10 protein-coding genes are annotated in these 12,629 nt (G+C 50.9%); 1 reads left to right on the top strand and 9 read right to left on the bottom strand.

Going from position 1 to position 12,629, the window contains the following annotated elements; all coding sequences use genetic code 11:
- Positions 1–304 precede the first annotated feature (304 nt).
- From glmM to KAH19_RS07500, 6 genes are all read right to left on the bottom strand, one after another.
- On the bottom strand, positions 305–1,645 hold the full coding sequence (glmM, locus tag KAH19_RS07525) for a phosphoglucosamine mutase (RefSeq protein WP_210684072.1): 1,341 nt from the start codon (positions 1,643–1,645) through the stop codon (positions 305–307).
- Between the two features lie 235 nt (positions 1,646–1,880).
- Positions 1,881–3,485, bottom strand: coding sequence for an NAD(P)/FAD-dependent oxidoreductase (locus tag KAH19_RS07520; RefSeq protein ID WP_210684071.1), 1,605 nt, complete (start codon positions 3,483–3,485; stop codon positions 1,881–1,883).
- Positions 3,486–3,492: 7 nt separating this feature from the next.
- Entirely contained in the window at positions 3,493–4,425 is a 933-nt protein-coding gene (locus tag KAH19_RS07515) for a YbbR-like domain-containing protein (RefSeq protein WP_210684070.1), read from the bottom strand.
- Entirely contained in the window at positions 4,422–5,261 is an 840-nt protein-coding gene (cdaA, locus tag KAH19_RS07510) for a diadenylate cyclase CdaA (RefSeq protein WP_210684069.1), read from the bottom strand. Before cdaA ends, KAH19_RS07515 begins: the two co-directional genes overlap by 4 nt.
- A gap of 48 nt (positions 5,262–5,309) precedes the next feature.
- Positions 5,310–7,109, bottom strand: coding sequence for a translation elongation factor 4 (gene lepA / locus KAH19_RS07505; protein ID WP_210684068.1), 1,800 nt, complete (start codon positions 7,107–7,109; stop codon positions 5,310–5,312).
- Positions 7,110–7,264: 155 nt separating this feature from the next.
- On the bottom strand, positions 7,265–7,639 hold the full coding sequence (locus KAH19_RS07500; protein ID WP_210684067.1) for a MerR family transcriptional regulator: 375 nt from the start codon (positions 7,637–7,639) through the stop codon (positions 7,265–7,267).
- A 192-nt stretch (positions 7,640–7,831) separates the two neighbouring features.
- Here KAH19_RS07500 and rpsT point away from each other — a divergent pair, with 192 nt between their 5' ends.
- Positions 7,832–8,095 carry a 30S ribosomal protein S20 gene (rpsT, locus tag KAH19_RS07495; protein WP_021720869.1) on the top strand — a complete coding sequence of 88 codons (264 nt, stop codon included), beginning with the start codon at positions 7,832–7,834 and terminating at the stop codon, positions 8,093–8,095.
- Between the two features lie 70 nt (positions 8,096–8,165).
- On the opposite strand, the gene KAH19_RS07490 is transcribed toward rpsT, so the two are convergent.
- From KAH19_RS07490 to pap, 3 genes are all read right to left on the bottom strand, one after another.
- Complete coding sequence (locus KAH19_RS07490; protein ID WP_210684066.1) at positions 8,166–8,978, bottom strand: SH3 domain-containing protein; 813 nt, start codon at positions 8,976–8,978, stop codon at positions 8,166–8,168.
- Between the two features lie 378 nt (positions 8,979–9,356).
- Positions 9,357–11,072 carry a radical SAM protein gene (locus KAH19_RS07485; RefSeq protein WP_210684065.1) on the bottom strand — a complete coding sequence of 572 codons (1,716 nt, stop codon included), beginning with the start codon at positions 11,070–11,072 and terminating at the stop codon, positions 9,357–9,359.
- A gap of 75 nt (positions 11,073–11,147) precedes the next feature.
- Positions 11,148–12,626 (bottom strand): polyphosphate:AMP phosphotransferase, encoded by a 1,479-nt coding sequence (pap, locus tag KAH19_RS07480; protein ID WP_210684064.1) that lies wholly within the window; start codon positions 12,624–12,626, stop codon positions 11,148–11,150.
- Positions 12,627–12,629 lie beyond the last annotated feature (3 nt).

Below are 12,629 nucleotides of genomic sequence, written 5' to 3'. Positions count from 1 at the left end.
GTTTTTACCGAGTTCATAACCAAATTTAATGCACCCAAGCCCAAAACCAAGCAATGCAAGAACTTCCAGTATATTCATCAGTACCACCCTCTTCCTTGTAGATTTCTATAAAAATATAGATGTCGGCAAATCGAGGGCCGCAAACCCTCCGTAGAGGGCAACCGCCTACCGTATTCTGGTAGCACAAATATATTTTTAACATATGTTCGTCAAAAAGAAAATATGCAAAGTACAAAAGCAGACCATTTCATCCGAAAATGATGTAATGGTCTGCTTTTAATCTTCATTCAGTCAGGAAGCCTGCTTATGCCAGCTCCTTAGTTACAACGTCGGCAATAGCGTTGGCAATCTGTTCCAGTCGCTCCTGCTTCGGTCCTTCGGCCATAATACGGATTAAAGGCTCGGTGCCGGAAGCACGTACCAGAATCTGGCCGTTTTCGCCCAGCTCCTCCTGATATTTTTTAATTACTTCCTGAATAGCAGCCTTTTCTTCCCAGCCGTTTTTATTCTTCACGCGTACATTCAGCAGAATCTGCGGGAATTTAGTCATTACACCGCTCATCTCGGACAGAGATTTATTATTGCGAACCATTGCGCACAACAGCTGTACAGCAGTCAGAATGCCGTCGCCGGTTTTAGCGAACTCGGAGAAAATGATATGACCGGATTGCTCGCCGCCGATAGAATAATTGTGCTTGAGCATCTCTTCCAGTACATAGCGGTCACCAACAGCAGTTTTGACGGTCTTGCCGCCATGAGCCTTCATAGCCTGATGCAGGCCAACGTTACTCATAACAGTGGTTACCAGCATATTGTCATGCAGCTTGTTGCGCTTCATCAGCTCCAGCGCGCAAATCAGCATAATCTGGTCGCCGTCCATAGCCTCGCCGTTTTCGTCAACTGCCAGGCAACGGTCAGCATCACCGTCATTAGCAATACCTACATTAGCGCCAACCTCACGAACCTTTTTCTGCAATGCTTCTAGGTGAGTAGAACCACAGCCATTGTTGATATTGGTACCGTTAGGCTCGTTGAAAATTGCCACAACCTCAGCACCGAGGCTGCGCAGGATAACCGGTGCGATTTCGCTGTTGGCACCGTTGGAGCAGTCCATAACAATCTTCAGACCATTCAGCTTAGCATAAGCAGTGCTCAGAATGTGCTTAATATACAGCGCAGACAAATCCTTTTCGTAAACAATCTGGCCTACGCTGCTGCCGCTTACTGCCTGAGTATAATCAATCGGTGCAGCAACAATAGCTGCAATTTCGTCCTCTACTGCGTCAGGCAGCTTGTGGCCTGTCTGAGAGAAAAATTTGATGCCGTTGTCTTCAAACGGATTGTGAGAAGCAGAAATTACTACACCGGCGTTAGCCTTAACCTCACTGGTCAGGAAAGAAACTGCCGGAGTAGGCATAACGCCCAGAAGATGTGCATTGCCGCCGGCGCTGCAGATACCTGCTGCCAAAGCGCTTTCCAGCATTTGTCCGCTGCGGCGTGTATCTCTGCCGATAATAATTTTCGGGCAGGAAACCTCGCGGCCAAAGTATTTTGCGGCAGCATAGCCCAGCTTAAAGGCCAGCTCCGGAGTAAGTTCTACGTTCGCCACACCGCGAACACCATCAGTACCAAATAATCTTGCCATTTTTTGTAATAACCTCCCTAATGTTAATGCGTTTATATGTGAGTTGGGAATTGTTGAGCTAAAAAAGCAAAACGAAAGCCTCTCCTTGGGGAGAGGTGTCATCGCATAGCGATGACAGAGAGGGATGATACATAACATATGCTATGCATACTGCAAAATCCCCTCTCAGTCGCCCTACGGGCGCCAGCTCCCCCCAAGGGGAGCCTAATGCTCTGTATTACTCTCCAACCTGAATCTACTTCACCGGCGCAAATCGTTCCATAATCGCCCTCGCCACATGATAGCCGTCAAGCGCGGCGCTCATAATACCGCCGGCATAGCCTGCGCCTTCGCCGCAGGGATAAAGCAAATCATGCGTCAGCGATACATAGCTCTGTCTGTCGCGCTCAATACGGACCGGCGCCGAGGTGCGTGTTTCCACACCCGTCAGCAGCGCGCCTCCGTCGGCGTAACCCGCCAGCTTGCGTCCGAAGCTCGTAATGCCATCGCGCAGAGTATCCGTAACGTAAGCAGGCAGCACCTTGTCTAAGCTGCAGGCCACAAATCCCGGACGATAGCTTGGCTGTACCATGCATTCCAAGGACGGAGTACTGCGCTTCAAAAAGCTGTCCAGATTCTGCGCAGGCGCATAATAGCTGCTGCCTGCCGCCGCATAAGCAAGCTGCTCGTAGCGGCGCTGGAATTCTACACCTGCCAGCGCACCCTCACCGAAATCCCGGCTGTCCACATTCACCACCAGCGCACTGTTGGCAATGCCGCTGTCACGCTTAAACATGCTCATGCCGTTGACAACCACGCCACCGGTCTCCGAAGCGGCGGCAACTACCTGACCGCCTGGGCACATGCAGAACGAATAGGCTGTGCGTGTTTTATCCTGCGTATGGTAAACAAGCGCGTAATCCGCTGCGCCCAGCAAATGATGTCCCGCAAAGCTGCCGTACTGCGCCCTGTCAATCAGCTCCTGCGGATGCTCGATGCGCACACCGATGGCAAAGGGCTTCGCCACAATGCCAACGCCCCTGCGTGCCAGCATAGCGTAGGTATCGCGCGCGCTGTGACCGCAGGCCAGAACCACAGCTCCCGCCGCCAGTCTTTCGCCGCCGTCAAGGATTACGCCCTGCACAGCATTATTTTTGATATCCAGATCAACCACATGCGCATCGTAACGCACGCTGCCGCCCAGCTCCGCAATGCGGCGGCTGAGTCCCTGTACCATCGCACGCAGCTTATCCGTGCCTACGTGCGGCTTGTGCTCGTACAAAATATTTTCCGGTGCGCCTGCATCCACAAAGAGCTGCAGGATTTCGGCCATCATAGGATCGTTTACACGCGTAGTCAGCTTGCCGTCCGAGAATGTGCCGGCACCGCCCTCGCCAAACTGTACGTTGGACGCGGGGTTAAATTCTCCCGTCTGCCAAAAGCGCTGTACATCCTGCACACGCTGCGCTACCGGCTTGCCGCGCTCCAAAAGCAGCGGCTTATAGCCATGCTCCGCCAGCTGCAGTGCCGCCAAAAGGCCTGCAGGACCGGCACCGATAACCACCGGCGGTGCGCTCAGCGGCAGTGTACCAAACTCAAGCGTCGGCTGCTGCTGCTCCTGATATTGCGTAATATCACGGTCCGCCAGCAAACGCTTCGCCTGTCTGCCGCCTGTTTCTACCTCTGCCAGTACATGGTAGTTGAGGCAGATATCATTTTTCTTGCGCGCATCCACTGCCTTGCGTACTATCCGCACACTTCCCAAAGCATCACGCGGAATGCCGCATTTACGGCACACCGCCTGCTCAAGCGTCTGCTCCTGTCGCAGGCTGATACGCACATTATTTATTTTCAGCTTCATCTATAAATCAATTCTGCCTTTCTACCGATATTTTAATCTGCACCGTACGTCTTTCGGGAATAACCTTTTCCGGCAAATCCAGCTCAGCCGCAACAACGGTGCTGCCGGTCAGCTTGCTTACATCCACCGGCTTGGTCTTGACATCCTTCAGCTCCTTCAGCACGGAAGGCGGTGCGGTAACGCGAACGCTTGTCGGCACAATCTCTGTTTTGGTAACAACAATACCGGCAGGCAAATCACCGCTCATAACCAGCTTAACCGGAATATCAAGCGAATGCATCTGGCTTACCATATTGGCCTGCACCATAACGCGCTCAGGGATAATTCTCATATTAGGAATATCGTAACCGTCATCACTCACGGCAACCAGCTCGCTTTCCGTCTGGAAGCTGCCGCTATGGTTGCTGATATCTATCGGAGCAACCACACGGTTTACCTTGTCAATACGATGTGTTGCACCGCGCAAAGTAACCTCCGCCGGAGTAATTATACTGCTGCCGATGGTCATATCACCGTTCACAGCTCCCACGATACGCGTAGTAACGGGAACCTTTTTCTCGCTTACCGTATCCACATATACGGAAACCTCCTTAGGCGTTACGGATACAATCTCACCGCCGGAGTAGGTTACCGTAATCGGCAGGCTCTGCTGACCTTCGGTTATATTTTTTAAATTGATAGAAGCATTGATTTCGGCACTCAGATTATCGGAACTCAGCTTGGCACGCGAACCGCGCACCTTAACCAGAATTTTATCGGGAGCATTAAAGACCATCATATTCTGCGGCAGATTTCTCTGCTGCAGGCGCACCTCGATATTACGCTCGATAATAGGATTCTGGTCAGTCATTACGTATACCCACAGGCCACAGGCCATGAGCAGGCAGATAATTCGTGCCAACAGATTTTCCTTACGCGCCAGCCTTTGCAAAAATCTCATTTTTTCTCACCGCCCCACAAGCTCTTGATTTTATCAACCAAAGAATTCTTAACTGCTGTATGCGGACGGAAAATTGCCGTGCGCAAAATTTCCTTCACATCATCCACCGTCAGGTAACGCATCAGCTCGCCGTTGCGGGCGATGGAAATCGTACCGGTTTCCTCGCTGACAACAAGTATCATCGCATCGGACTGTTCGGACATACCGATTGCGGCACGATGGCGGGTACCAAGCTCCTGGCTCAGATTACGGTTTTCCGTGAGCGGCAGCAGGCAGCAGGCAGCAACAACACGGTTGCCGCGGATAACGACAGCGCCGTCATGCAGCGGTGTATCCTTAACAAAAATGTTCTGCAGCAAGCCAGAGCTCACCAGACCGTCAATCGGCACACCGGTTTCGATACGCTCTGCCAAACCGGTAGCACGTTCGAAAACCATCAGCGCACCTACTTTATTTTTGCTCATCACCTTAGTGGCATGAGCAACGGAATCCAGCATTTCCTCCAGCTCCTGCTCGTCCAGCTCGCTGCCCTTATGAAACAGCTTGCCGCGGCCGATTTGCTCCAAAGCACGGCGCAGCTCCGGCTGAAAGACAACAGGCAGGGCGACCATAATCACCGTCATGCTCTTTTCCAGCAGCCAGCTGATAACATGCAGGTTCAGCCAACGGCAGATAAGCGTGAAGCCTATCAGCACCATGAGGCCCTTGCCCAATGTTGCGGCACGGGTATTTTTCAGCATCAGGAACAAACGGTAAAGAAAATAGGCAACGACGACAATATCTATAACATCCAAAAATGTGATTGTCGAAAGCAAGCCTTGCAGTTGTATCATCATAATTGCATTGCTCCTATCTATCAGACACTATCGACTAAGCGCTAAGCCTTAGTCCATTTTCAGAATCGCCATGAATGCCTCCTGCGGCAGCTCTACACTGCCAACCTGCTTCATGCGCTTTTTACCTTCCTTCTGTTTTTCCAGCAGCTTACGCTTACGGCTGATATCGCCGCCGTAACACTTCGCCAGTACGTCCTTACGCATAGCGCGGACGTTTTCGCGGGCAATAACCTTGTTGCCGATTGCTGCCTGTACCGGAATTTCAAACATCTGACGCGGAATCAGGCTGCGCAGCTTTTCAACCAGCTGACGTCCGCGAACAGTAGCAAATTCCTTATGCACAATCGCAGAAAGGGCATCGACAGGCTCGCCGTTCAGCAGGATATCTACCTTCACCAAATCGGAATAGCGATAGCCGGACAGCTCGTAGTCCAAGGAAGCATAACCGCGGGTAGCGGATTTCAGACGGTCAAAATAGTCAAAGATAATCTCACTCAGCGGTAATGCGTAGTGAATCATTACGCGGGTATCATCAAGATAGGTCATGTTATCGTATTCACCGCGTTTTTCCTGGCTCAGCTCCATAACAGCGCCTACATAATCCTTCGGCACAATGATGGTTGCATTAACGAAAGGCTCCTCAACATGGTCGATAACAGTCGGGTCCGGGAAGAGGGACGGGTTATCTACCATTTCAACGTCGCCGTTTGTACGGAACACCTCATAAATAACGTTCGGTGCGGTAGTAATCAGGCTCAGATTATATTCGCGCTCCAAGCGCTCCTTGATAACGTCCATATGCAGCAGGCCCAAAAAGCCGCAGCGGAAGCCAAAGCCCAGCGCGGTAGATGTCTCCGGCTCAAATACCAGAGAAGCATCGTTCAGCTGCAGCTTTTCCAAAGCATCACGCAGGTTATCGTAATCGGAATTCTCTACCGGATACAAACCGCAGTATACCATCGGTGTAGCCTTGCGGTAACCGGGCAACGCTGCTTCCGCAGGATTATCGGCATCGGTTACGGTATCGCCTACGCGTGCATCCTTAACGTTTTTGATGCTGGCAGCAAAGAAGCCTACCTGGCCCTCCTCCAGCTCATCAACATTGACGATGCCCGGCTTGAAGTAACCAACCTCGGTAACATCAAATTCCGCACCGGTTGCCATCATGCGAATCTTCATGCCCTTGCGCAGACGGCCCTGCATAATGCGTATATATAAAACTACGCCCTTGTAAGCGTCAAATTTGGAGTCAAATACCAACGCCTTCAGCGGTGCTTCCGCATCGCCCTGCGGCGCCGGCACGCGCGCTACGATTGCTTCCAGTACGTCCTCGATGCCAATGCCGGTTTTGGCACTGCACAGAACTGCGTCGGACGCATCAATACCGATAACGTCCTCGATTTCCCTTTTAACATGCTCAGGGTCGGCACTCGGCAAATCAATTTTGTTGATAACCGGGATAATCTCCAGATCGTTATCCAGCGCCAGATACACGTTAGCCAAAGTCTGCGCTTCAATGCCCTGAGTAGCGTCGATAACCAGCAGTGCACCCTCACATGCTGCCAATGCACGCGAAACCTCGTAGGTAAAGTCTACGTGGCCCGGAGTGTCGATAAAGTTCAGCATATACTCCTCGCCGTTGCGCGCCTTGTAAATGCTGCGCACAGCCTGCGCCTTGATGGTGATGCCGCGTTCACGCTCCAAATCCATGGAATCGAGAATCTGCTCCTCCATCTCACGCTTGCTCAGCGTTCCTGTATATTCAATCAATCTGTCTGCCAGGGTAGACTTGCCATGATCTATATGGGCGATAATAGAAAAGTTGCGAATGTGATTTTGTTCAATCATAAAATACTCTTCCTGCTCCTTCATTAAAATGTATTATTTCAGGCCAATATTGGCTTGAGCCTGTTTTATTAGTACTAATTATTATACCATTATCCGGCAAAGCCTGTAAACTAAAAAGAGAGACAGCTCGGCGCCATCTCTCTTTATGCTGCGTTTTATTTCAGTTTGGTGTCCTCAAATTCAACGCACTTGTAATAATTGTCGATTTTATAATTCAGCTTATCAAGCGTTTCCTGCATCTGCGCCATGCGCTCGACCAGCTTGGCACGCTCCTCGATTAAAATTTCCTTGCGTGCGGCCCGCGTTTTATCGCCCTGCTGAAACAGCGCCACATATTCAATCAGGCTTTCTACCGAAATGCCTGCCGCGCGCATGCATTTGGCAAAGTTTACCCAGTTGCAGTCCGTTTCGGTGTAGTCGCGAATACCGCTTTCATTGCGGTTCACAGTCGGAATCAGGCCGATACGCTCATAATAACGCAACGTATCCGCTGTAATGTCATACATTTTGCTTACTTCGTTTATTTTCATCTCGCTTACCTCCTGCCAGGATTGTTTTCTTGCTTTCTGCTTATATTTTAGCATTTGGAGTCAGCTCCAGGTCAAGCGTCCGCAAAATATTTTTTACAGGAACAGGCAGGCATATTTGTGATTTTCTCTTGCATAATGCTCGCATTCGTGGTAGAATAATGCAGTACAAGAAAATTCAGGAGGTGAAATTCGTTGCCGAACATTAAATCTTCCATCCGCAGTGTAAAGACCGACGCAGAACGTCGTGCTAAAAACGCTCCGATTAAAGCAGCTCTCCGTAATGCTTCCCGCAAAGTAGAGGCTCTGACTAAAACCGGCGCTAAAGAAGACGCTCAAGCTACTATGGCTACTGCTTCCGGTTTGCTCGATAAAGCAGCTCGCAAAGGCATTATCCATAAGAATGCTGCAGCTCGCAAAAAATCCAGACTTGCAAAGAGAATCAACGCTATGGCTTAATTCTTACAAGCTGACCTGCTCTGAAAAGAGCAGGTTTTTTGCATTTCAGGGATAAATTTTTGCAGGCAGGCTAATCAAGATCATAATTGATGTATGTAAAGCTCTCAATCACGTCATTATCATTCAGCGTAATAATCAAATGCTTGGCAGGTCTGTCAAAGCCATCCGCATCAAGCACAGATTTTTCCCACACGATACTGTTTGTCGGCTCCTCAATATCAACAGCAGGCTCGTGCCAGCCGATTCTCCGCATCATATCGTAAAAATTATTCTGCTCTTTCTGATCAAAATGCTGTCCGACTGCGTAGCCTGCCATCTCGCCGGGAGCCTTGTTAATCACTACTTGATAGGTTTTTCCGTCAAAGGCTCTCGTGTAGAACACACGCGGACCTACCTGCACCTTATTAAGGTCGTAAGCAATATTCATATCGTCGGCATGCTCTACTCTGCCCATACTGTAGCCGGAGCCAGCTGCATAGCCGGCGGGATTGTTAATCCAGTTTGCCTCTACCGCAGCCTGAAAGCGTCCTTCATCTGAATGAGCATATTGGCCATCAGGCAACGCACCTATATATTGGTTATACATATAGCCTCTGTAGCCTTTTTCGGTAGTTCCGTACACCCACACATATTTACTGTTAGGTATAAACACTACCTTTCTTGCATAAAATTTATCGCCGTTTTGCAGCATGGTTACTACATCACAGTTTGTGTTAGGCTCTGTTCTTAAGTTAACATCCGTAGCAATACATTGAGTTGCCAACGGCCAGCGCGGATGTTCATCAATAATATCCGAAAGATAACCGCCGCTGAGATGAGCAAAAGCGGTGTTGGCCAAGAGCGCCAACACCAAGGTCATGCCCAAAAACAAATTCTTTTTCATATGTATATCCCTCCCTTGATTGCGGTACGAAATCCCTCAATCAACAAATTTCAGACACAGGCTGCTTATTTTTTACAACAAGCATCTGTCTTTCGGTTACCAACAGAACATATACAAAGAATTATCAACCTTAAAGTTTTGTAATTCCTTTATATCTCCCCTATAATGGGAGGTGGCTGCGAGCACCGGCGAGCTGTTACCGCTTCCGAAGCAGCAAAAGCTGTGTTCCTCAGCATCATTATAGCGTAAAAAAGCAAAAGCATCCCCACACTTTTCCTGCAAAAAGTGTAGGGATGCTTAATTTTTTTACTAATTAGGCCTTTAAGCCAAGTTTTTTAGCAGCAGTATTTATTTCACTGCCTAAGCCGCACGCCCGCCTTACTCCCGACAGACACCGCAACGCCGGCAGCCGTCAAAGCACATCGGCGTAAACTTGCCGCTTTCGCTGCGCTGCAGCTCGGCCGCAAGATATTCCTGCGTTACGCCCATATCAAGATGCTGCCAGGGCAGCGGCTGGCCTACCTGCAGCTCGCGCTCCGCCAGCTCCTCGGCATCCAGGCCTTCTTCCTTCAGCACCTGCTTCAGGCTGCGGCCTTCCACATGCGCCTTCAGCAGCGCTTCGCCGATACGTCTGCTGCCGCGCGCCAGCACGGACTGAACCACGGTTTCCTTCAGCGATTCGGTAATCAGCTTAATGCGCTTTTCCTTCTTCAGGCCGTCGCCCAAAATCTTGAAGCGCTTCTTCAGCGTGCGCACATTGCACAGCGGCGCCCACTGGTACGGCGTAAAGGGCTTGGGCACGAAGCCGTTGACCGAAATAACCAGCTCGCCCTTGTTGCCCACCGCATCCATCTTGGCACGCACACGTTTAATCATCTCCACCGTTTCGACGATATCCTCGTCTTCTTCTCCCGGCAGCCCGATCATATAATACAGCTTGATGTTGCGCATTCCGGCAGCAGCAGCCAGCTCGATAGAATTATAAACGTGCTCCTCCGTAATGCCCTTGTTAATCGCAGCACGCATCCGCTCGCTGCCTGCCTCCGGCGCTACGGTCATCGTCCGCTGGCCGCTCTGCGCCAACGCATGCGCAATCTGCTCCGTGAGCATATCGGCGCGCATGCTGGCCACGGAAAACGGTATCTTGTGCTCTACTAAGTATTCCGTCAGCTCCGCCATCTGCGGATGGTCGGAAACGGCAGCGCCCATCAGGCCTACCTTTTTCGTGCGCTCGGGACGCTTGGCGATATCCGCCAAAATATTTTCCAGCTTACGCGGACGCGGCTTGCGGAAGCAGTAGCCTGCCATGCAGAAGCGGCAATGACGCCCGCAGCCACGCGCCACCTCGACGATAAACATATCCTCAAATTCCGTTCCGCTCGTCACGATAGCGGAGGTGTGCGGATATGCGTCGATATCACGCGCCCACTGGCGCGCAACCTTCGCCGGCGCACCTTCCTGCGGCAGCAGGGCGGTAAACTCGCCCTCCTCATCGTACTGCGCCGTATACAGGCTGGGCACATAAACACCCGGCACCTGCGCCAGCGCCGCCAGACGCTCCTGCTTGCTTTCCTCGCGATAGATGGTATCCAGCACGTGCTGCACTGTTTCCTCGCCCTCACCGATAACAAAGGCGTCAGCCACGGCAGCCAACGGCTCGGGATTAAAGGTAGCACAGGGCCCGCCGATAATCACCAGCGGCTCACGCTGATTGCGCTCCGCCGCCCTCAGGCGGATATTGCCCAAATCAAGCACCGTCAGCAGATTATCATAATCCATTTCAAAGGACAGCATGACGAAGATAACGTCAAAGTCTGCCAGCGGACGCTGGTTTTCCAGGCTCAGCAGCGGTGTTTTGCTTTTGATATGCTCCTGCTGCAAGCGTTTATCCGGCAAAAAGAAGCGTTCGCAGGCACTGTCACCGCGCTCGTTAATCATCTGATACAGAATGTGCATTCCCAGGTTCGACATGCCCAGATGGTAGACGTTGGGGTAAATAAACGCTACCGGATGGCGTAAGCCCGGCGGATAAACCTGCGCGCCGGTTTCATTTTCTCTTGTTTCTTTAATATAGTTTTTGATTATCCAGGACAAAGCATTTCCTCTCCGAGTATCTATAATGTATTAAGAAAATATCAGCGCAAAATTACGCTGATATCCTCTTGTATTTTACTGATGTTTTTCTGCCAATTTGCGTTCAAACAAATCGATAACTGTTTTCAAAACCTTTAAGCGGGCATAATATTTGTTGTTGCCCTCAACCACGGTCCACGGTGCATACGAGGTGTCGGTGCGCACCAGCATTTCGTTGACTGCCGCTTCATAGGCATCCCATTTATCACGGTTACGCCAATCTTCATCCGTAATTTTCCACTGCTTATTGGGGTCATTCTGGCGATCATTGAAGCGTCGCAGCTGCTCATCCTTGTCAATCTGCAGCCAGAATTTGGCAATGGCGATACCGTGCTCGCTCCACTGCGCCTCCATATCCTTGATTTCATCGTAGGCACGCTGCCATTCCTGCGGTTTGGCAAAGCCTTCGATGCGCTCCACCATAACACGTCCGTACCAGGTGCGGTCAAAAATCGCTATGGTGCCGGGCTGTGGCAGTCTGGTCCAGAAGCGCCACTGATAATGGAACTGCTTTTCTACAACGTTCGGCGCCGCAATCGGATGCACATGGAAGCCCAACGGGTCCAGTGCCGCCGTCAGTCTGCGGATAGCGCCGCCCTTGCCGGCAGCATCCCAGCCCTCAAAGCCGATGACTACCGGAATCTGCGCCTTGAACATTTCAATTTGCAGCTGTGTCAGCTTTTTCTGGTACTTGTCGAGCTTTTCCTTATATTCTTCCTTGGTAAGCTCCTTGTTGGCATCAATCGTGCTCAGCACATCGTAGGTTGCCGCGGTGCGCTTGTCGGCAGCAGGCTCGGCAGGCATCTGCACAGCCTTTTCGATAGCATCGGCAATCTTGGTGAAAACCTCCAGACGCGCGCTGCGCGGATCATCGTCGGCAATCAGGTGCCAGGGAGCGTTTACCGTATCGGTAGCCTCCAGCATTTTTTCGTAATGCGGCAAAAATTTATCGTAATCTTCGCTTTCATCAATCGCAGGATTCAGATCACGCCACGCCTTGCCCAGTGTTTTGGCATTCTTGGCGATATTTTTCTTTTGCTGCTCCGGTGACAGATGCAGGAAAAATTTGAGCACAAGATAATTATCGTCCGTGAGCATTTTTTCAAAGTTGTTGATATGCTCGAAGGAAACTACAGGATATTTGGAATCGTCCTCTGCCTTATCCGCCAGCTCGTTGGCGTTTTTCAGATAATACCAGCTGCGGTGATAAACCGCAATATGTCCCAACGCCGGCAAACGCTTCCAGAAGGCGCCAAAAAACGGCTGCTCCTGCAGAACGCCGCGCAGGCGCACACTGGAATAAACATTAAAGCCGCGGGCATCCATCTGCTGCATCATTTCGTTAATCAGCGCACTGCGGCGCGCACCGCGCCAGCCCTCAAACACGATGATAATCGGTCTTTTGGCGTCGCGGGCCATGCGCTGCGCCTTTCCCAGGCGCTCACCCAGCACATCCATTTGCTTGTTGTAATCTTCCTTGGACACTTTTTTACTCAAATCCAGCTTTTCCAGCATTCC

This window comes from Phascolarctobacterium sp. Marseille-Q4147, from assembly GCF_017968825.1.
GTDB lineage: Bacteria > Bacillota > Negativicutes > Acidaminococcales > Acidaminococcaceae > Phascolarctobacterium_A.
The sequence above is the reverse complement of the archived record's forward strand: the minus strand, read 5'-3'. Positions and strand labels throughout refer to the sequence as shown.

What these genes read in the sequence shown, in the direction of transcription:
- lepA (WP_210684068.1), bottom strand. Translation starts at nt 7,109, where the DNA reads ATGATTGAACAAAATCACATTCGCAACTTTTCTATTATCGCCCATATA.
- glmM (WP_210684072.1), bottom strand. Translation starts at nt 1,645, where the DNA reads ATGGCAAGATTATTTGGTACTGATGGTGTTCGCGGTGTGGCGAACGTA.
- pap (WP_210684064.1), bottom strand. Translation starts at nt 12,626, where the DNA reads ATGCTGGAAAAGCTGGATTTGAGTAAAAAAGTGTCCAAGGAAGATTAC.
- cdaA (WP_210684069.1), bottom strand. Translation starts at nt 5,261, where the DNA reads ATGATGATACAACTGCAAGGCTTGCTTTCGACAATCACATTTTTGGAT.
- KAH19_RS07490 (WP_210684066.1), bottom strand. Translation starts at nt 8,978, where the DNA reads ATGAAAAAGAATTTGTTTTTGGGCATGACCTTGGTGTTGGCGCTCTTG.
- KAH19_RS07515 (WP_210684070.1), bottom strand. Translation starts at nt 4,425, where the DNA reads ATGAGATTTTTGCAAAGGCTGGCGCGTAAGGAAAATCTGTTGGCACGA.
- KAH19_RS07500 (WP_210684067.1), bottom strand. Translation starts at nt 7,639, where the DNA reads ATGAAAATAAACGAAGTAAGCAAAATGTATGACATTACAGCGGATACG.
- KAH19_RS07520 (WP_210684071.1), bottom strand. Translation starts at nt 3,485, where the DNA reads ATGAAGCTGAAAATAAATAATGTGCGTATCAGCCTGCGACAGGAGCAG.